30 protein-coding genes are annotated in these 16,133 nt (G+C 36.9%); 3 read left to right on the top strand and 27 right to left on the bottom strand.

Translation table 11 applies throughout. From position 1 onward, the window contains the following. Positions 1–22 precede the first annotated feature (22 nt). Together ACB089_RS08440 and ACB089_RS08435 are read right to left on the bottom strand one after the other, a co-directional pair. A complete protein-coding gene (locus tag ACB089_RS08440; RefSeq protein WP_374966027.1) occupies positions 23–286 on the bottom strand; it encodes a spore coat protein CotJB in 264 nt (87 codons plus the stop codon). After that, positions 279–506: a spore coat associated protein CotJA gene (locus ACB089_RS08435; protein ID WP_374966026.1), complete on the bottom strand. Its 228-nt coding sequence runs from the start codon at positions 504–506 to the stop codon at positions 279–281. Before ACB089_RS08435 ends, ACB089_RS08440 begins: the two co-directional genes overlap by 8 nt. Positions 507–696: 190 nt before the next feature. Here ACB089_RS08435 and ACB089_RS08430 point away from each other — a divergent pair, with 190 nt between their 5' ends. The 3 genes from ACB089_RS08430 (at position 697) to ACB089_RS08420 (ending at position 1,544) form a co-directional block, all read left to right on the top strand. Next, on the top strand, positions 697–966 hold the full coding sequence (locus ACB089_RS08430; RefSeq protein WP_374966025.1) for a hypothetical protein: 270 nt from the start codon (positions 697–699) through the stop codon (positions 964–966). Next, positions 953–1,216: a Ger(x)C family spore germination C-terminal domain-containing protein gene (locus ACB089_RS08425; protein ID WP_374967525.1), complete on the top strand. Its 264-nt coding sequence runs from the start codon at positions 953–955 to the stop codon at positions 1,214–1,216. Before ACB089_RS08430 ends, ACB089_RS08425 begins: the two co-directional genes overlap by 14 nt. 169 nt (positions 1,217–1,385) lie before the next feature. Continuing rightward, complete coding sequence (locus tag ACB089_RS08420; protein WP_374966024.1) at positions 1,386–1,544, top strand: hypothetical protein; 159 nt, start codon at positions 1,386–1,388, stop codon at positions 1,542–1,544. A gap of 110 nt (positions 1,545–1,654) precedes the next feature. Here the strand turns inward: ACB089_RS08420 and ACB089_RS08415 are convergent, their stop codons facing one another. The 25 genes from ACB089_RS08415 to ACB089_RS08295 form a co-directional block, all read right to left on the bottom strand. After that, positions 1,655–2,401 (bottom strand): N-acetylmuramoyl-L-alanine amidase, encoded by a 747-nt coding sequence (locus ACB089_RS08415; protein ID WP_374966023.1) that lies wholly within the window; start codon positions 2,399–2,401, stop codon positions 1,655–1,657. After that, entirely contained in the window at positions 2,398–2,658 is a 261-nt protein-coding gene (locus tag ACB089_RS08410) for a phage holin (RefSeq protein WP_374966022.1), read from the bottom strand. The genes ACB089_RS08415 and ACB089_RS08410 overlap by 4 nt, the downstream gene beginning before the upstream one ends. Positions 2,659–2,672: 14 nt before the next feature. Next, positions 2,673–2,918, bottom strand: a complete 246-nt coding sequence (locus tag ACB089_RS08405) for a hemolysin XhlA family protein (RefSeq protein ID WP_107893867.1) — start codon at positions 2,916–2,918, stop codon at positions 2,673–2,675. A 55-nt stretch (positions 2,919–2,973) separates the two neighbouring features. After that, positions 2,974–3,201 (bottom strand): hypothetical protein, encoded by a 228-nt coding sequence (locus ACB089_RS08400; protein ID WP_374966021.1) that lies wholly within the window; start codon positions 3,199–3,201, stop codon positions 2,974–2,976. Positions 3,202–3,279: 78 nt separating this feature from the next. Further along, positions 3,280–3,447, bottom strand: coding sequence for a hypothetical protein (locus ACB089_RS08395; protein WP_374966020.1), 168 nt, complete (start codon positions 3,445–3,447; stop codon positions 3,280–3,282). Between the two features lies 1 nt (position 3,448). Further along, positions 3,449–3,730, bottom strand: coding sequence for a hypothetical protein (locus ACB089_RS08390; RefSeq protein ID WP_374966019.1), 282 nt, complete (start codon positions 3,728–3,730; stop codon positions 3,449–3,451). Between the two features lie 11 nt (positions 3,731–3,741). After that, positions 3,742–4,566: a glycine-rich domain-containing protein gene (locus tag ACB089_RS08385; RefSeq protein WP_374966018.1), complete on the bottom strand. Its 825-nt coding sequence runs from the start codon at positions 4,564–4,566 to the stop codon at positions 3,742–3,744. Next, the gene (locus ACB089_RS08380) at positions 4,563–4,877 is read right to left on the bottom strand and encodes a hypothetical protein (RefSeq protein ID WP_374966017.1); all 315 of its coding nucleotides are present in this window, start codon (positions 4,875–4,877) and stop codon (positions 4,563–4,565) included. The genes ACB089_RS08385 and ACB089_RS08380 overlap by 4 nt, the downstream gene beginning before the upstream one ends. Beyond that, complete coding sequence (locus tag ACB089_RS08375; RefSeq protein WP_374966016.1) at positions 4,877–5,692, bottom strand: putative phage tail protein; 816 nt, start codon at positions 5,690–5,692, stop codon at positions 4,877–4,879. Before ACB089_RS08375 ends, ACB089_RS08380 begins: the two co-directional genes overlap by 1 nt. An 8-nt stretch (positions 5,693–5,700) precedes the next feature. Further along, positions 5,701–6,048, bottom strand: coding sequence for a hypothetical protein (locus tag ACB089_RS08370; RefSeq protein ID WP_374966015.1), 348 nt, complete (start codon positions 6,046–6,048; stop codon positions 5,701–5,703). Beyond that, positions 6,045–7,088, bottom strand: a complete 1,044-nt coding sequence (locus ACB089_RS08365) for a baseplate J/gp47 family protein (protein WP_374966014.1) — start codon at positions 7,086–7,088, stop codon at positions 6,045–6,047. Before ACB089_RS08365 ends, ACB089_RS08370 begins: the two co-directional genes overlap by 4 nt. Beyond that, the gene (locus ACB089_RS08360; RefSeq protein WP_374966013.1) at positions 7,089–7,535 is read right to left on the bottom strand and encodes a DUF2634 domain-containing protein; all 447 of its coding nucleotides are present in this window, start codon (positions 7,533–7,535) and stop codon (positions 7,089–7,091) included. Beyond that, the gene (locus ACB089_RS08355) at positions 7,535–7,894 is read right to left on the bottom strand and encodes a DUF2577 domain-containing protein (protein WP_374966012.1); all 360 of its coding nucleotides are present in this window, start codon (positions 7,892–7,894) and stop codon (positions 7,535–7,537) included. The genes ACB089_RS08360 and ACB089_RS08355 overlap by 1 nt, the downstream gene beginning before the upstream one ends. A 1-nt stretch (position 7,895) precedes the next feature. Then, positions 7,896–8,873 carry a hypothetical protein gene (locus ACB089_RS08350; protein ID WP_374966011.1) on the bottom strand — a complete coding sequence of 326 codons (978 nt, stop codon included), beginning with the start codon at positions 8,871–8,873 and terminating at the stop codon, positions 7,896–7,898. A 2-nt stretch (positions 8,874–8,875) separates the two neighbouring features. Continuing rightward, positions 8,876–9,295, bottom strand: a complete 420-nt coding sequence (locus ACB089_RS08345) for a hypothetical protein (protein WP_374966010.1) — start codon at positions 9,293–9,295, stop codon at positions 8,876–8,878. Positions 9,296–9,308: 13 nt separating this feature from the next. After that, positions 9,309–11,147, bottom strand: coding sequence for a hypothetical protein (locus tag ACB089_RS08340; protein ID WP_374966009.1), 1,839 nt, complete (start codon positions 11,145–11,147; stop codon positions 9,309–9,311). A 199-nt stretch (positions 11,148–11,346) separates the two neighbouring features. Further along, the gene (locus ACB089_RS08335) at positions 11,347–11,739 is read right to left on the bottom strand and encodes a hypothetical protein (RefSeq protein WP_374966008.1); all 393 of its coding nucleotides are present in this window, start codon (positions 11,737–11,739) and stop codon (positions 11,347–11,349) included. Between the two features lie 13 nt (positions 11,740–11,752). Next, entirely contained in the window at positions 11,753–12,184 is a 432-nt protein-coding gene (locus ACB089_RS08330; RefSeq protein ID WP_374966007.1) for a phage tail tube protein, read from the bottom strand. 14 nt (positions 12,185–12,198) lie between these two features. Next, a complete protein-coding gene (locus tag ACB089_RS08325) occupies positions 12,199–13,233 on the bottom strand; it encodes a phage tail sheath C-terminal domain-containing protein (protein WP_374966006.1) in 1,035 nt (344 codons plus the stop codon). Positions 13,234–13,237: 4 nt separating this feature from the next. Continuing rightward, positions 13,238–13,705 carry a DUF6838 family protein gene (locus ACB089_RS08320; RefSeq protein WP_374966005.1) on the bottom strand — a complete coding sequence of 156 codons (468 nt, stop codon included), beginning with the start codon at positions 13,703–13,705 and terminating at the stop codon, positions 13,238–13,240. Next, positions 13,702–14,130 (bottom strand): HK97 gp10 family phage protein, encoded by a 429-nt coding sequence (locus ACB089_RS08315; protein WP_374966004.1) that lies wholly within the window; start codon positions 14,128–14,130, stop codon positions 13,702–13,704. The genes ACB089_RS08320 and ACB089_RS08315 overlap by 4 nt, the downstream gene beginning before the upstream one ends. Next, complete coding sequence (locus tag ACB089_RS08310; RefSeq protein WP_374966003.1) at positions 14,127–14,456, bottom strand: phage head closure protein; 330 nt, start codon at positions 14,454–14,456, stop codon at positions 14,127–14,129. Before ACB089_RS08310 ends, ACB089_RS08315 begins: the two co-directional genes overlap by 4 nt. 10 nt (positions 14,457–14,466) lie before the next feature. Continuing rightward, positions 14,467–14,757, bottom strand: coding sequence for a head-tail connector protein (locus ACB089_RS08305; protein ID WP_374966002.1), 291 nt, complete (start codon positions 14,755–14,757; stop codon positions 14,467–14,469). Next, positions 14,747–14,902, bottom strand: a complete 156-nt coding sequence (locus tag ACB089_RS08300) for a hypothetical protein (RefSeq protein ID WP_374966001.1) — start codon at positions 14,900–14,902, stop codon at positions 14,747–14,749. The genes ACB089_RS08305 and ACB089_RS08300 overlap by 11 nt, the downstream gene beginning before the upstream one ends. A 38-nt stretch (positions 14,903–14,940) precedes the next feature. Beyond that, positions 14,941–16,131, bottom strand: a complete 1,191-nt coding sequence (locus ACB089_RS08295; RefSeq protein WP_374966000.1) for a phage major capsid protein — start codon at positions 16,129–16,131, stop codon at positions 14,941–14,943. Positions 16,132–16,133 lie beyond the last annotated feature (2 nt).

The following is a 16,133-nucleotide window of genomic DNA, read 5'->3' as shown; positions in this document are numbered from 1 at the left end:
TAATTCCTCCTAGTCACTCATGTTAGACTTGCCATGGCCATGGCGTATCAATCCAATTAAAAGGATAATTAGAATAACTTCTCCCAAAATTCATAAGTGGACCAAATTTTTGTTCAAAGTCAACCTTAAGTTTCATACTTTTTTCAGTGTTTTCATTAAATTGCTGAATGGCATCATAATCGTGGGGATGAGTATCTAAATAAAGATTTAATTCCACTATTACAAAATCAATTGCTTGTATTTCTTCAAGTAACTTATAAAATTTGGGTGGCATCTCTTTACTCATGCTTCATCCCTCCTTTTTCAGGGTTTGGATAGGCACTAAACAATTGAGGCCATAACGTTCCAGCTATAAGAGCTTCTTTAGGGGATTGAAATTGTGGTAATCCAGGTGGTTGAAAACCCATATACAACTGTGGCGGTGTAGCATAGCTTTTAACCCTAATAGGCGTACATGGATCGAATGGGCTAATATAAGGCTTCCAATACTTATACTGAGTAAACATTTAATCCTCCTTTCATTTTTCAATTACATCAATCGAGTATATGATATATAACGTTTATTTATTATTAAGTCAGTTATCCTTCAAAAATTTTCACTGCTTATAATAATCTCATTACTTCTAAGCTAAAAATGTATTAATAAAGACCTAGTTCCTCAAGGTTATACATGAACTTCAAAAAGTAGGGAGAATAATGAGCAAAAAAACTATATCTATTTTCACCTTAATTTTATCTACAACACTACTGATTTCCGGATGTCGGGATGTGACCGAACCACAAAGAATGTATTATGTTCAAGGAGTGGGAGTAGATTACAAAGATAATCAATATGAAGCATATTTACAACTAATAAACTTTGCAGCAGTTGCTAAAACTGAACAAGCTAATCCCCAAGCACCACATAATGAGATAGGAAAAGCCAAAGAGAAGACTATAGAAGAAGCAATTTATAAAATCATCTGATGAGATTAGAAAGATTGTTAAAGAAGATATCAAAAAAGAGATAATAACAACATATGAAGAAGGGTTAAAAATGGATATTGATATTTTTCGCTTATCAGAGTATTTATACCGAGACAACGTAAAGGCATGGAAAAATTTAGAAAGCAATGGAAAGATCCCACTAACGAAAGATTCGATTAGTAAAATCGATATCCATATCAATAAAGTGAATGCTGGTCGAAAAACATTTGAAGAGACAATTGAGGACTAAACAAAAAAAGACCAGGTACTCAACTTTATGAGCGCCTGGTTTCAATCATTTATATGCTTCAAAAGTAAATTCTTTAATTACTATGTAACATATAAAAATGAGGATGTATTAGGTCAATAAATAGGGCAATAATAAAAGGAAATAAAATTCCTTAAAACGAGGTGAGTATATGAAAAAAATAATCTTAGGTACGTTTACAGCAATACTATCTACTGTATTATTGTTTGGGTGTGGTACGTCTAAAAATGATGAAGAGGAGCCGAATCCTACTGAAGCACCTTCTGAACACAAAAAAGAACAAGAGCAAAATCAAAATGATAATCATTAGTAAAGCTTTATTCTATAGAAAGAGCAAGGTAGCATATTAGGAACACTTTGTTTATGGTGTATACACACAAAATACCAAGACGGCAATTATGCTATCTTGGTCTCTTTCGTTTATGCAGCTATTGGATTTGCAACTTGTGCAAGTTTAGCTGTTTTAATTTTATTTGAGCCTGCCTGTGCTGCCGCCATTCCTGTAAATGTACCTGTTTTTACACGCCATTTAGTACCATCTTGCTCAATGTAAGCTACCCAACCGAAACGATGCTTTAGTACATCTAAAACATTTTCAGCTGCTTGACGTGTAGCGTATGTGCCAGTAAGCACACGATATTTACTAGTATCTGTGGAAGGCTTCTGTTGATGTGCATTGCCTCCTGCATTTTTAACCATAGTGATAAATTGTGACCAACTAATCTTTCCTTCACGCATGTTTCGAGGACAATTTTTACCGCTGAAATGGTTGTGTTGAACAACTTTGTTAATTGGTATGTTTTCGTCTTTCATGATTTTAGCAACTAACTCTGCAGCATTTTGCATTGCTTTTTGATAGTTACCATCACTATTGACGCATACCTCTACTTGTATCCCTTGATTATTACCTGTTGTACTTCCTGCAGCCCAACATCTCCAAGAATGCTCGAATGATTGCACAGCTTCTTTGTCGTCCACAGTATAGTGCCATGATGCCGAGCGACTATTGCCATTGTATTGTAAGCGAGCATGTGCGTCTGCATCGGCTCCTGAACGAGTATTATCTGTTTCATGAACAACGATGTATTTTTTAGCATTTCCCTTACCATAAGTGACTTTGTTCGCTTGTGAATCTGCCAGTAACTTTTGACGTGTTGCAACCATCATTTAACACCATCCTTTGGCTTGTTATATTTTAGTGCCTGTGTGCTGTCAGAAGTCCCTTGAGTTGTTGGGTCGATGATAATACCAAGCAAGCCTAAAATACTCAGAATCGTCTCAGAAATGGCTGTTACTTGGTCGTTGTAAACCGTAATATCGACATAAAAAATGCCTGCTATTTGATTAGCAAGCACAATGAGTAATGCAATTAATGACACCCAAAATTGTTTGTGTCGAATACGAACTTTCCAATTAATCTTCATCAGAAATATTCCTCCTAGTTTGTTTTAATGACAAGCGCTAATAACGCCAATATTACTGCTCCAATAATTGTTGTAGATGCCCACCAAACAATTTTATCGATTTTATTTAAACGATGATGCGCACTCTTTGTACTTGCTAAAGCTTCATCTGCTTTATCTTCTGCTCGATTAGCAGTATCACGGATGTAGTTGATACCATCTAATTTTTCACCGATTGCACCCAGGCGCTCATACACATCTCTTACTAACTCATCGCTCATCTTACACGCTCCTTTGCGTAATAAAAAAGGACACGCAGTTGCGCATCCTTTTTTATTACTTACTTATAAGTATTTCTTTTGTTTCAGTTGGAATGAATTTCAATAATTTACTTGCAGGTGTTTTACTTAATGTTTCAGCTAATGAATAATACTTTGTATAAAGTTCCTCAATATGTTCAGGTTCTACTGGCCCACTCGATGCATGTAATTTTAATAATTCAATAGCAACATCTTTAGAGTTGCGTTGAATAGGTGTAGGCTGAACTGAAATTCTATCTGTCATTCGTTATCACTCCCTTCACCTACTATATTTCGACAAAAGGAAAGGATTTCCTGCTAATTTAGACAATAAAAAATAACGCTAAGCTTCTGCTTGCGTCTTCTGGTCGTCCATTACTGTAAGTAACCCTGTATATTCATCATCTTTTAGCTGGTTATTAGCATAAAAAACGTTCACCTTATTTAACATAGCATCATGCTCATAGCGTTTACGCTCAATTAAAAATTTACATAATTCGTAGACTGTCATCTTAGTTTCCTCCTAATAGTTCACTTTTTGATACCAAGTATTCAGTGTTTAAAAGCGTTTGTGCCTGCATTTCTTCAAGTGATGGTTGTGGGTTTATTGGTGTTGGTTCAGGCGCTACAGGTACAGTAAATTCACCTGTTTCTTTATTGTATAAATATCCTTCCACAATATCTTCACGCCCAGTAATATCTAAAAAATCTTCTGGATTAGGATACGGCGGCAATTCTTCTGCCTCGAAAATCCAATGAACTCTTTCGCCTATAATTTGTGCATATCTTTTCATGTCTGTTCCTCCTACCATTCGATAATTATAATGCCATCTCCACCAGGCATAGAAGAAAACCACCCACTACCAGCTCGGAATACTACTCCACCGCCGCCTGCGCCGATTCCAGCTACAGTAGGTGTTATAGAAGAGTAACCGGCAACACCATCGCCACCACTTCCATATCCAGGACCACCACCACCAGCCATCAAATCGTTACTGTTATCAGAAACCCTAGCTGCTTTTCCTGGTTTTCCGTAAGGGGTATAAGCTTCAAATCCAGCATAAACATCAGTAGTGTATCCATAAGGATGAATCGCATTCGCTCCTGCAGTAACTAAAGAAGAATTGCCACTTGGTGCACCAATGCCACCACCTTGACCACCAGCGCAAATTAAACCAAATGCCGAACTACTACCGCCTGTTAAACCTCTAGAAACGTTATTAATACTTGCATTACCGGGTGCTGGGTTTCCACCTTTACCAACAATTAATGTATATGTCGTGCCAGGAATAACAGAAACGAATTTACCACCTACAAAAGCTCCACCACCACCGCCTTGCGCTCTTTCGTCAGACTCAAAATTACCCTGAAGCACGTCACCACTTCCACCACCCCCGAACATAGTTAACTTCACCGCTTTTACATTCGCAGGACAAACCCACTGGTATGTTCCAGGTTTATCAAATACTGCAAGTCCTGAAACACTAGATATAACTTTTTGCGTTTCGTTTACTGCTGCTTTTATTTCTATAACTTCATTTTTCGTACTATCCACAGTACCTTTAATATTGTCTACAACAGTCTTAATCGCTGTTTGCATTGTTTTTGTTGCCATATCAATTATGTTCATCCTGTTACCTCCTCATAAATAATTTGAGGTTCACCTTTAACCGTTCTAAAACCCCATCGATACAAAATGCCGTTATCAACATACCTGTGCGGCATTGGATCGATTTGATGATCCGCCATTTCTTTTTTAACTTCATTAATGGCTCCACCAATTGTTTTGTCCTCTGTTTCTAAATCAGGAATCGATGTAGTACCCTTTTGCAATTCACTAACTGCAGCATCTAAAACATCCATATTTTCATTAATGTCTGAGATCAAAATATTGTCTGTTAATCCTGGCTTCTTTAGATTCAAATTTGGTGTATGTTCCATTAGCTCACCTCATTCCATATTCGTATATCATCCCATGTGATATTGGTTACGCTACCCCATGTTCTATTGCTTACAAATTCCCAAACATTAAATGTATAGGCATAACCAAACTGTAGATGAGCTGGCACAATAATTTCAATCGCTTGCATCAGACCAGAAATATTATCTGGAATGCCCTTTTTGCCAACGAATTTAATTTCGTATACACCTGGCGTCTTTGTTGGATTGACCTCTACATCTCCGTTGCTGTATGCAGCTGCAATCGACTTTATTGTTTCTTTTGTTGTTTGGTCAAAGCTTGCCCGATTTCTTGAAGTGATCTGTTCCCTACGTTGGTCATAGCGTAATGTTCCAATCGATTTAATACCAAGATCACGTTCATATATTGGCAAGGCTTCAATTGCTGTATCAATAAACATGTTACGATTTACAATTTCAAGCTGTTGTTCTGTATTACGAAACTCTCTATCGTCTGCAGTGAGTACCGTTCTAAAAACTGTAGATTTACGCTCATACAACGGCAAATATTTAATCATATCCGTTAGATAATCTTGTGTTGAAACAACAATACTTGTAATCATTTCAACTTGAGTTTGCATGATAATAGGTGATTGAACCACCTTGACCCCTTGTGTCTGCAGCTCGGTTATAACTTCATTTGTTGTACCGGATGAAGCTATGGAAACCCCCTGTGTCTGCAGTTCTGTTTCGGTTATCATCAATGCTAATCTAAAACATTCCCATTGGTGAGGTGTTAACTCGCCCCATGTAAATATGGAGACTTGACCCCATTCTGATTGTGGTATAGCGTGCATATCCTCACCTACTTCAATCGAACAATTAGATAGTTTTTAGGAATCTTGTATTGACTTGATACATCGATATTTTTTGTAAATTCTGCTTGCGATTTAAAAAGTAAATTACCAGCCGTCTTTGCATCATAAATACCAATGTGCGAAATATCTCCCCAGGACTCTGCAGCAATCGGAAATAAAACATCTGCATTATTAGATGTTTGACCATCTGTTGGTACTGCAAATACTGCAGATTGTCGTGAATAACTTGCAGCGTTTACCTCTGTGTCACCATTAAATAGTGCTACGAAAACAGATGTCGTTTTTAAATTGTCCGTTAGAACTTTATTTTTTAAATACACTGTCATGTGATTCATTCATTTACACCTCCCATTACTGGCACACCATCATCAGGAATAACAACGTTTGCTGTTGATCCATTGATAAGTAAATCCTGATAATCCATAACCCCATCACTGTCTATAATGAGCGCTCCAATCTTTGCGTAACTCACAAATGAAGCTTTGAAGGCTATTTCTTTCAAGTATTTAGTAATGTTCTTTTTGATATTTATTTTTACAATTTCCTCTGTGTAACCAGGCAATAATGTGAAGGCTACGGATAGATTGAGGAACAAAGCAGCTGCAGGCATTACAAGTAAATCCTCAACACCGAACGGCATTTCTTGCTCAATGTGCTTTCTCACATCTTCCACTAACTCAATCGGTGCAGGTAGCTTATTCGCATCGATAACAATAACTTTCATTGTTAATGGTCCGTTGTAACGTGGGAATACTTTTGCATCCCCTGTACCTGTAACTTCTAAGACCCATTCACGGTAATGATATTTATTGCCTGCTTTCCCTGGACGCTGCAGCTTGTCATAATATCGTTGGCGTAAATCGTTATCTGTTTCAGCATCGTAGCCGTCCACCACTGGTTCAGGATTATAAACATTGACCAGGCCAACTATAGAAACTGGAAAGTTTTTAATGGTATTAGCCGGCACATTTCCTATTTGGCCAAATTCATTACACTGTACACGTACATGAGCAAATCCACTTTCATTAAGCGTTGCCTCCTCGATAACTGTGTATAGTAATGATGTTTCAGTACCTACTAGCTCGCCTACTTTTACAGGCGTTCCGGCTGTTCCGGAAATAATGACAGTTGTCGTTGCTTTTGTTGCAGGCTTTCTGCTTTGCCCTGTGCGCTGATAGACAAAGCGTGTAAGTTCGTCACCTGATAATTTTTCAACATCTAATTTATCTTGTACCTCTGCAATCTTTCCTTGTTGTTTTGCAAATTCAATAGCTGCAGGCTTCGTTACATCATAAATATAATTACCTGTAGACTTGTCGTATTCATTACTAATGTTTGAAAGCATACGTTCATGTATGACTTTTTCATCTTCCATCTACGCTGCCACCTCCTTGAATGGCTCATCAACATCAAATGCACCCTCCATTGTGATGACTCTGAATTTAATCCGCATCCATGTTCCATCACGGGTAAATTGCCATTCCTGGATCGCTTGTATATGCGTGTGTTCCATCAAAGACTCGGTAACTTCTCGTTTAATTTCAGCTTCAACAAATGCACGCGGCAAGTTAGAACCTATTAAATCTTCAAGAGTGACTCCGTATGGAATGCTTTTGTAGATCCTAAAACGAAAGCGCTCAGTCTTAAGCACTTTTAAAATCCATTGTTTTAATGTTTCAAGGCCATGTACTTCAACCATTTTTCCATTTCGCATCACGAAATCACCTTTTTCAAAGTCATATAAAAAAGACTTACCAAGTGGAGGTAAGTCCGTTTTAATCTCCTGGTTATTAAATTCTAGTTGAGCAATCTTAGGTAACATTATTCAAACCTCACCGCCTTGGCCAGGACAAAATATAGATTTTCGTCTGCAGTCGGCATAAGAATTACTTCGTCACCTTCTTTAAGGGTATCTTTTGTTGTGGATTTTACTTCTTTAGCTTCAAAACTCTGAAATGGGCTATCAGTGAATCTAATATCACCTTCTAGCTCAACTTCACGTTTATAATCTTCAAGAATATGAGCAGCGAATACTAACTGGTTATTATATAAGATGACTGTATCATTTAGCCGTATTTGAGCATTAGGAGGCGGCGAAATAACAATGCCTGTTGACATTGATATAGGCTTTGGATTTTCATTTTCTTTAAGCATTCTAGCTAAAGCTGTTATTGAATCCATTTTACTTCACCTCTAATGTAGGCTTCATGGTGTGAATGCCTTTGCTAATAGTATGCAATACATCTTTAATCAAGAAAGTACCTTTAATACCCGTTATTGGTTCTTCTAGTGCAAATAAACGGCCAGCCCTAAAATCATCATGGCCCATTAATTCAACACTATTTTCTTCCATCACTTTTGATAGCTGTTTTAATTCATTTTCAGCTACTTGTTTAGCACTTTTCTTCTCATTCTGATCTAACTTCACCACTTTAGTAATACGACCATACTTCTCAGCCATTTTATTATCAGACTTAGTTAAAACCACTTTGTCATTGTTTCCGACAACCTGGATCGTATTAGCCATTTCTGTAATGCTACGCCTTTTAGACGGATTCATAAGGGCTGAATGTATATCGTACTCGGGGCCACCTTCGAACAATTGAAATGTACCTGTTACCACAACATCACCTTGCTTTTCGATGTATAGTTTGCCCTGGCGCATTTCCATGAGGTATTTCACGCCTAATGATTGTTCTGCAGTAGTAAGAATTTCTTTGATGATTTCACTGACTTTTTTATCGTTATAAATTTTCGTAATTGGTTTAGGAATAGATATAATCTTACCAATAGGAATATTAAAATCCTTAGCGATTTTCTTTATACAGGCATCTGCAGATAGCTTATTAAATTGATATACAGCTGTGGATTTATTTAGATAAAACGCATAATCAAATCCGATGTATGCAATTGGTGCAAATCCATTTTTCACCTCATCCACGATAATAGCTCGCGTGATTTCCTTGCCATTGTTGTATAGAGCCACCATATCGCCTATATCACATGGATTCACTGGAAAGTAATTCGTATCATTAAAAGCAATACTGAAATTAATTTCATCCCCTAATTCATCCATGTTACTACGCCAAGTTAATGTTCCAAGCAAAGGCGTAATATTCGTCATGGTATCACCTTTGATTAGCCATAATTCATGAGCCATTTTTACACCTTCTTTGTTTCTAAGATTATTTCTTTAAATTCTGATAGAGCGAGTGAATAATATATATCTCCGGAACCATCGCTTGGGCCGTATTCAAATTTATCGATAACCATTAGTAAATTGATAGGTGTGTTCGAAATAACTAGGCGAATAGGAAACCGGTTATCAATCCAAGATTCAATAATTTCAACGTATTCCCAACCCAAATAGGAAGTGTCTCGCGAAAAAGGATACACCTTAGAGGGAAAAAATGTATCGATATTGAGTGCCTTTAAACCCCTACGACCAATTGCTTTAATATCGCCCTGGTTAATAGTTGTGAATGTTTCATTATTCATTGGGCTAGGTATTTTAAACTCAGCTGGCACTATAGGAAGTTGAATAATCTGTTTACGATCCATTGTGCTTAAAAATATATCCACCTATCAAACCTCCCTACATATTGGCCAATCTTAATTTCAACATCGGTACAAATTCATCTACAACTTCTTTTGCAGTTACACCTTTAGCGTTTAAATTTTGAATAATAACTTGTACACCGCCATTATTTGAAGGTGTTGATTGAGCTGTACCGCCTGTAGGTGCCGGTTGCGATGTGCTACCTGCAGGTGTAGGCGCTGCTACTGCAACAGATGTCGGCTGTACCATTTGATCTACATTATCGATTGATCCACCGGCTGCACGAATCCTTTCAGATTGTCTAGCTGGAATAACCATTTCACCTTTATGAAGCTCAGCAATATAGCCATCGTAAGGCACAGAATTTAAACCAGTTGCGTGTGATCCACTAATCCAACCACCAACCTTACTTGCTGCCCCACTTATTGCACCGCCAATTTTCGATACCCATTCAGGCGGTTTAAAGCTCATAATTGCGTTTTTAAAATCGATAAATTTATCATAAAGCCCTTTGAAAAAACCAATTACAGGTTGTATTTTTTGAACAGCCCAATCATATATACCGCCAAATACTTCTGTTACTTTGCTCCACAGTTCACTAGCTTTGGCTTTTACAACATCCCAGTTTTGATATAAGGCAACCCCTACTCCAATTAGCAAAGTGATAAGTGTAACTACCAAACCAATCGGATTAGCCCGCAATGCCGCATTAAAACCTTGTGTAGCGAATGTAGTGGCTATAGTAGATGCTTTAAACAAGTCCATAAAGCCTTTAATTGTATTAAAAATAGATAACAGTTTTAGTTGAATATACAACGCGCCTATAGCACCGGCAATTGGCGTAATTATAGAAGTTATCGTCCCCCAGTTATCTACGATAATAGTGGCAAATTCGGTAACCTTACCTACTACTAAATCTAGCGAAGGGGTTATTTCGGTTAACTTACTAGTAAGCTGATTAAATAGATCAAGCAAAATGGATCCAAATGGTGCTAATGATGTGACCACATCGCCTATAATTGTTCCGATGTTACCAAGTGTGTCCATTAGGACGGGTCCGTTTGTTTTCGCATATTCTATAAAATTTTGAAACCCTTTCGATTCACTTAACCCTGCAGACCATTGTTGGAATTTTTCCGTCATGCTTACTAATCCACCTTCAACACTAGCCCCCAGTGGTGCAAATGCTTGCAACATGTTAAAAACGCCACCAAATGTATTGCCGATGATTGTTGCAAAGTTAGTCAAACTTGTTGCTGCACTAGTTTCTAACCAGGTAAAAAAACCTTTCATACCGCCACTATCAATGGATTTATTCATATCTTGCATAATTCCAACAACTGCGCCCGACACATTTGAGATTGTCGGTCCTAAGCCTTTTAATAATTTTTGAGTAAATTGTAGTCCTTCACTAAAGGCAGTAAAAACAGGCTGTTCAAATTGCTTTACAAACCCACCCCAAAAACTTTTAAAATCTTGCAGGTCCTTTAAGGCACCTTTTTGTGCGGTACCCATATCGGCATAAACTGCAGCTAATTCTTTTTGTGCTGCAGCTCTCTCTTTGGCACTATCAGCCTTTGCAATTTTTTCTTCAATTTTTTCTACTTCTTCGGATGCTTCAAAAACATCTTTTAGTGATGATGCTGCTACTGCCCCGAATGCCGCGGCGCCAAGGCCAGCTGCAGCAAATGATGATGCCACTGCACCAACTCCAGCAATAGCTGGGCCAGTAGCAGATGCTATACCAGCAATTCCACTCGACACTATGGCTGTTTTCTTCGAAAAATCATTCATTTGAGCTGCAGCCTTTTTCATATTTGTAGAAAAGTTTTTATCTCTTAGCGTTAAAATTGCTGATATTACTCTCGTGGCCATTAAAGTTTCACCGCCTTTCAGGCACACAAAAAAAGAGAAGACTATTTTATTTCAAATTTAGTCTTCTCTTCATCCATATACCGATCTATGCTTGCTACCATAAAGAGTTTTTCATCTTCTCTTAAACTCAACAAGTATTCTAGTTTAAAACCTCTTTGTAAATAGTGATGAAGAAAATAAAAATCATCATCACTATTAATTAGTTTTTTAAATCTTTAACCTTGCTAACTGAGTTCCCATATCCAGACAGTGCGAAACAAGCCTTAGCAATTTCATCAACTTCTCCTGGATCAAACAATTTTTCAACAATATCTGTCGGCTCTACACAAGCAAATTCTTTTTGTAATTCTTTGTCTTTTAAATTTGGCTCGACTACCGAATTATAAACCACGAAATTATTAGATTTATCTGCTTGATTTGGATCGTGTGCCATTTGAATTGTTTCAAGACATAAAGATCGTTCAGGCTTTCGAATAGTAATACTTACCCCTAAACGATCGATAATTAAATCCTCAGTAACATCATCTTTCACCTGATACTTTTCTTTATTCTTAATAATATCTGTCAACGTTAATTTTTTAATTTCTCCCATTGTAAATCTCTCCTTAAGCACTAATTTTGTCTATAAAGTCGTAGTCCGCGAAATTAAACGGTAATTCTTCTGTAGCAGGTGTTTTTTGTTCAAATGCTAGTAAAGTAAACTCATTAAATGTTATTTCCCTAATTGCAACTCGTTCATGTCCAAACGCATCAGGATCAGCAAGTTTTCCAACAATCTCAACATCCGGCATTTGACCTGTCTTAGCAAAATCAGCCATTAGTGTAGCACCTCGTGAATATACCTTTTTCACTGTTATAGAACCTTCTCCGTTCCATCCAATTGCCTTTTTGTGAGTGGCCAAGTCTTCAGCCATATTTACATCTTCATAGTCAAAAGCGACTTTAGCTTCAAAACTTTCTACATCAAGCCACTTTTCGCCATTAACCCATACTGCACCGAACGTACCGTTAATTTGTTTATTCGATTTTATTTTCAAGTGTTAATCCTCCCTTAAATTGCAATCTGGAAATCAAGGTCTTCCATCGCATCAACAATTTTGATATTTCCACCTGCAAAAACATTGCTCTTGAAGGACATTAATTTCACTTTCAAGTCATCCCACGTGGATGTGTCCTCACCAATACTTTCCCAAGCTAGACGTTGTGTTTCGATGTCTACATTGGCGTAATTATTGTAGCTAGGATCTAATATCATATCTCCTGCCAAACCTTTAAAATAGGCATTAATAGACGTAAAAAACAAAACCTGATTATCATAGATATTTGGTACTTTACCAACATAATGTTTATCAAAAGTGCCCCGAATATCATCCATAATCATATCCATTACTTCTAATACTTTAATCTTCTTAAAATCTTCTGTTTTGACTAAAGTTGTCGTTACTAAACTATTAACACCTCTAGCAATTTTGATATTTTCACCGTCATTAATAAGGATTAATTGTCCTGCATCAATATCTTCGTTCGGTGTGTCTGATTCAGTAATACTGTCTACTTCATCAAGAGCAAAGTAGGTAGAAGATCGCGTAAAAGGTAATCCTGCAAAGACACCAGCTAAACGCGCTGTATATTCTGCAGTTGTATATACTTTGTTGCCAACTTTAATATCTTTAGTAGTAAAGTTGATAATACCTTCATCATCTCCTTCTACATTTGGAAGTACTGCTTTAAATGTTTTCTTGTCATTTTTACGCTTTGATTTAATCCAAGTTGCAACGTCTTCTTTTTCTACATCTTTTAATTCAGGAATAGCTAAGTAATTCCACTTTTTACTTCCAAGACGTTTTAAAACTGCGTTCATATCCGTTACATCTGCGCCTTGCCTTTCACAGATAACTTTTTTAGGTGTGCCCAGAAAAGCTTTTTTGATATAATCCAGATTTTTAGCATTCCAATCGGCTGATTCAATTTCTTCAATGCCCTTATATTCTTTTGAGTCAAAGGTGCCTGTATCATCCTTCAATATTAAAGAGACAATACCCATAGCACTTCGACTTATCGCACTAACGGCTTTACCTTTAAACACAATATTAATCTCCGGTAATCCCACTATAATCACCCTTTCTAAATTCTAGGTTTTGCATTAACTCTGGATTGTGGTTAAGATTCATGTCATATTCGTTTCCTCTTGCTTCAAAGATTTGAATATCAAATTCAAACTGCAGCACACCGTCAATTTCATCAAATTTCGGTTCAACTACATCTAAATGGCGGCCATCCACAGTGAATTTAAGATCAAATAAATCCCCTAATGCTTCTTGAACATCTAATAGCTCTGCTGCATTATCATCAATAGTAGAAGGGAAATAAAAAATGCGAACCGTGCAAGACCTTTCAACTTGTGTTAAAGAGCCTTCACGCTTCACATTATCTAACTCAACTTTAAATGATGGACGTATAAATCCTTCATTTGCTGATTTACTATAAACATCAATATCACTAAAATTTGAATGCAATTTCTTATTGATTGTCGTTTTTATTTTTTTGAAGGTAATCATAATTTCGCCTTCTCCAACAGATCATCTAGCCATTTCACCGTTTCTTTTTCCACTTCACCGGATGCTTCAAATTCTCGCATTCCTTTGTCGAGAGGTTTTTTACCGTGTACAAACTTTCCTAAATCATTTCCTTCACTATCGACCATCCTGTGGCCATCTTCCACTAAATGAGCGTGTGGTGATGAATTATAAACACGAACAACAAGCTCACCTCGATAGCCAACAAAGACCTTACCGCGTTTCCACTTTTTATGGTACATTCCTGTTTTCTTTTTGACGAGGCTTCGAGCTTTTCTTGCTACTTTCATCCTTGCTTTGCTACCAATTTTTCGCATCAATTTCGGAGCTTCATTAGGTACCTTTCTAGTGGCGACATCAAACAAAGCTTTTTGGAAATCGGTTAAACCATCCATTTCAATACTCATGTCAGCACCTCCTGGACAAAGATTTCAAGTGTTTCGTTTTTGAAATATGGATTTAAGATATATTTGATTTCAAATTCGTGATTTTTATATCCGATTCGCATATCTTTTGTAATGTCCTTGCCAGCCGAATAACGGACAATAATTTTATGTGTGACATTTGTTAGGATTGTATCAACAGCTTGTTTTTGTAATGATCCTGTTTGCGGAATGATCGCCGCCCAAATTGTCTTTACAGGTAAAAATTTATAAATTGTTTCTTCTAACTCATTAGTTGTTTTTTGATTGGTGAGGATTTTAATTTTATGTCTTAAATCTCCAGGATTCATATTACTCACCTCAAAGTAAATTAATAGAGTGCATATCTAATATGGATTGAACAACTTTATTTACATTGTTATCTTTCACAGTAAAGATACGATTTTCATACATTTCATTCGCCAGTACAAATATAGCGATTGATATATCTTCTTTTGTATCTAGTTGTTCATCAGATAGCCCCGTATAGCCTTTTATATAAGCTTTTGCAGCTGAAAGAATAAGAGTAAATGTTGAAATAACATCTTGATCCGTTTCATCTTCACGCGCATATCGAGCCAGTTCAACTGGCGTAATTTCACTAACCTGCATCACTTTTCACCTGCTTTTTTGTAACAACTTCCTCTACATGGCCAGCTTGTAACAAGTCTTCTGCAACTTCCTTAGATAACACTTTAACTTCACCTTTTGACATAGTAACCTTGCCCGAAAAGCTTACAAGTGCTTTTACTTTCATTCTGTCACCTCCAATAAAAGAAGCGTAGAGTGTAGCCCCTACGCTGATTTCATAACTAATTTAGAGATTTTTTGTGCATTTTCAATCTTTGAATCGATTTCAATCCAACCTACAACACCGATTGCGTGTTGTGTTGAATACTTTTCGCGTAGAATTTCAATTGAGACATTTTCAGCAAGCTTAACCGCAAGACCTGACATATCACCATAGAAAATAGCTGTATTTCCTGCTTCCATTCCTTGCATATTATCAGATGTGTATACATCTTTACCTAGTAAAGTGTAGCCCCAACGTGCCGTTGCATCTCTATTTAATAAATAGTTGCCTTGGCCGTCTTTCAATTTGCGAATAGCTTTACGTGTCGTTCTATTCATGATCCAAATAGCACTTCCTTGGAATACATCAGGTACTTCTTCTTGCACATCAATTAATTCATCTGCTGTTAATACCGATGCCGATGCTGCAGTAACAGTTTGTGAAACAGTTGAAAGTCCCGTGACCTTATTTGGCGTGCCATTTAACAATTGATTTTCAATCCATTTGGCAATAGATTCTGCCATTTTTCCTACAACAAATGAAACAAGATCAAACTGCGAATTATTAACAAGTGATTTAGATACTTTACTTAATGCACCTGCTAAGAAACCCTTTAACTCGATAGAACCAAATTTACCGCTAGTAGATTCTAATTCCACAAATTCATCAGCATAAGCCATTTCAATTGTTCCTGCGGATTCATCATAGTATGGAATGCTTAATGAACCACCGACATTATAGCGAGTTGCTAATTGATAAATTGGTGAAATATCGTATACCTTTTGAATAATTTTATTTGCAATACTAGAAGGAATCACAGCACCGTTTGCTCCGACTGTTAAATTAACATCTGCTCGATCTTCCACTACACCACGAATGTAATTATCGAAAGCACGCGTTTCAGCTTCTTCTTCTGTACGTTCTTCAGCTTGTTTTACAGGTACTTTTTTATCCAAAGATCGTGCTTCTTCTTCAGCTTTAATCGTTTTATCGATTTTAGCAATCTCTGTTTTGATTTCTTCAAAACGAGTTGATTCATCATCTGAAAAAGCACGAGTTTCCTCTTTCGCTTTCTTTAATAACCCGTCCATTTCATCAAGTAAGTTGTTTCGTTGTTCTACTAGAGTAGGCATTGAACGATATTCGATTACTGGTGCAGCAAGTACATTTTTCATTTCTAATAATTTTCCCATGT

The sequence above is a fragment of the Lysinibacillus sp. RS10 genome (assembly GCF_041956855.1).
GTDB lineage: Bacteria > Bacillota > Bacilli > Bacillales_A > Planococcaceae > Lysinibacillus > Lysinibacillus xylanilyticus_A.
The sequence above is the reverse complement of the archived record's forward strand: the minus strand, read 5'-3'. Positions and strand labels throughout refer to the sequence as shown.

Bases quoted from the DNA above. Each gene is read 5' to 3' on its own strand.
- ACB089_RS08390 (WP_374966019.1), bottom strand. From the start codon at position 3,730: ATGAAAAGATATGCACAAATTATAGGCGAAAGAGTTCATTGGATTTTC.
- ACB089_RS08300 (WP_374966001.1), bottom strand. From the start codon at position 14,902: ATGAAAGTAAAAGCACTTGTAAGCTTTTCGGGCAAGGTTACTATGTCA.
- ACB089_RS08375 (WP_374966016.1), bottom strand. From the start codon at position 5,692: ATGCACGCTATACCACAATCAGAATGGGGTCAAGTCTCCATATTTACA.
- ACB089_RS08315 (WP_374966004.1), bottom strand. From the start codon at position 14,130: ATGAGTATTGAAATGGATGGTTTAACCGATTTCCAAAAAGCTTTGTTT.
- ACB089_RS08440 (WP_374966027.1), bottom strand. From the start codon at position 286: ATGAGTAAAGAGATGCCACCCAAATTTTATAAGTTACTTGAAGAAATA.
- ACB089_RS08420 (WP_374966024.1), top strand. From the start codon at position 1,386: ATGAAAAAAATAATCTTAGGTACGTTTACAGCAATACTATCTACTGTA.
- ACB089_RS08370 (WP_374966015.1), bottom strand. From the start codon at position 6,048: ATGAATCACATGACAGTGTATTTAAAAAATAAAGTTCTAACGGACAAT.
- ACB089_RS08405 (WP_107893867.1), bottom strand. From the start codon at position 2,918: ATGAGCGATGAGTTAGTAAGAGATGTGTATGAGCGCCTGGGTGCAATC.
- ACB089_RS08400 (WP_374966021.1), bottom strand. From the start codon at position 3,201: ATGACAGATAGAATTTCAGTTCAGCCTACACCTATTCAACGCAACTCT.
- ACB089_RS08395 (WP_374966020.1), bottom strand. From the start codon at position 3,447: ATGACAGTCTACGAATTATGTAAATTTTTAATTGAGCGTAAACGCTAT.
- ACB089_RS08365 (WP_374966014.1), bottom strand. From the start codon at position 7,088: ATGGAAGATGAAAAAGTCATACATGAACGTATGCTTTCAAACATTAGT.
- ACB089_RS08340 (WP_374966009.1), bottom strand. From the start codon at position 11,147: ATGGCCACGAGAGTAATATCAGCAATTTTAACGCTAAGAGATAAAAAC.
- ACB089_RS08310 (WP_374966003.1), bottom strand. From the start codon at position 14,456: ATGAATCCTGGAGATTTAAGACATAAAATTAAAATCCTCACCAATCAA.
- ACB089_RS08430 (WP_374966025.1), top strand. From the start codon at position 697: ATGAGCAAAAAAACTATATCTATTTTCACCTTAATTTTATCTACAACA.
- ACB089_RS08380 (WP_374966017.1), bottom strand. From the start codon at position 4,877: ATGGAACATACACCAAATTTGAATCTAAAGAAGCCAGGATTAACAGAC.
- ACB089_RS08305 (WP_374966002.1), bottom strand. From the start codon at position 14,757: ATGCAGGTTAGTGAAATTACGCCAGTTGAACTGGCTCGATATGCGCGT.
- ACB089_RS08335 (WP_374966008.1), bottom strand. From the start codon at position 11,739: ATGGGAGAAATTAAAAAATTAACGTTGACAGATATTATTAAGAATAAA.
- ACB089_RS08435 (WP_374966026.1), bottom strand. From the start codon at position 506: ATGTTTACTCAGTATAAGTATTGGAAGCCTTATATTAGCCCATTCGAT.
- ACB089_RS08410 (WP_374966022.1), bottom strand. From the start codon at position 2,658: ATGAAGATTAATTGGAAAGTTCGTATTCGACACAAACAATTTTGGGTG.
- ACB089_RS08355 (WP_374966012.1), bottom strand. From the start codon at position 7,894: ATGGATTCAATAACAGCTTTAGCTAGAATGCTTAAAGAAAATGAAAAT.
- ACB089_RS08295 (WP_374966000.1), bottom strand. From the start codon at position 16,131: ATGGGAAAATTATTAGAAATGAAAAATGTACTTGCTGCACCAGTAATC.
- ACB089_RS08350 (WP_374966011.1), bottom strand. From the start codon at position 8,873: ATGGCTCATGAATTATGGCTAATCAAAGGTGATACCATGACGAATATT.
- ACB089_RS08320 (WP_374966005.1), bottom strand. From the start codon at position 13,705: ATGATTACCTTCAAAAAAATAAAAACGACAATCAATAAGAAATTGCAT.
- ACB089_RS08360 (WP_374966013.1), bottom strand. From the start codon at position 7,535: ATGTTACCTAAGATTGCTCAACTAGAATTTAATAACCAGGAGATTAAA.
- ACB089_RS08415 (WP_374966023.1), bottom strand. From the start codon at position 2,401: ATGATGGTTGCAACACGTCAAAAGTTACTGGCAGATTCACAAGCGAAC.
- ACB089_RS08385 (WP_374966018.1), bottom strand. From the start codon at position 4,566: ATGAACATAATTGATATGGCAACAAAAACAATGCAAACAGCGATTAAG.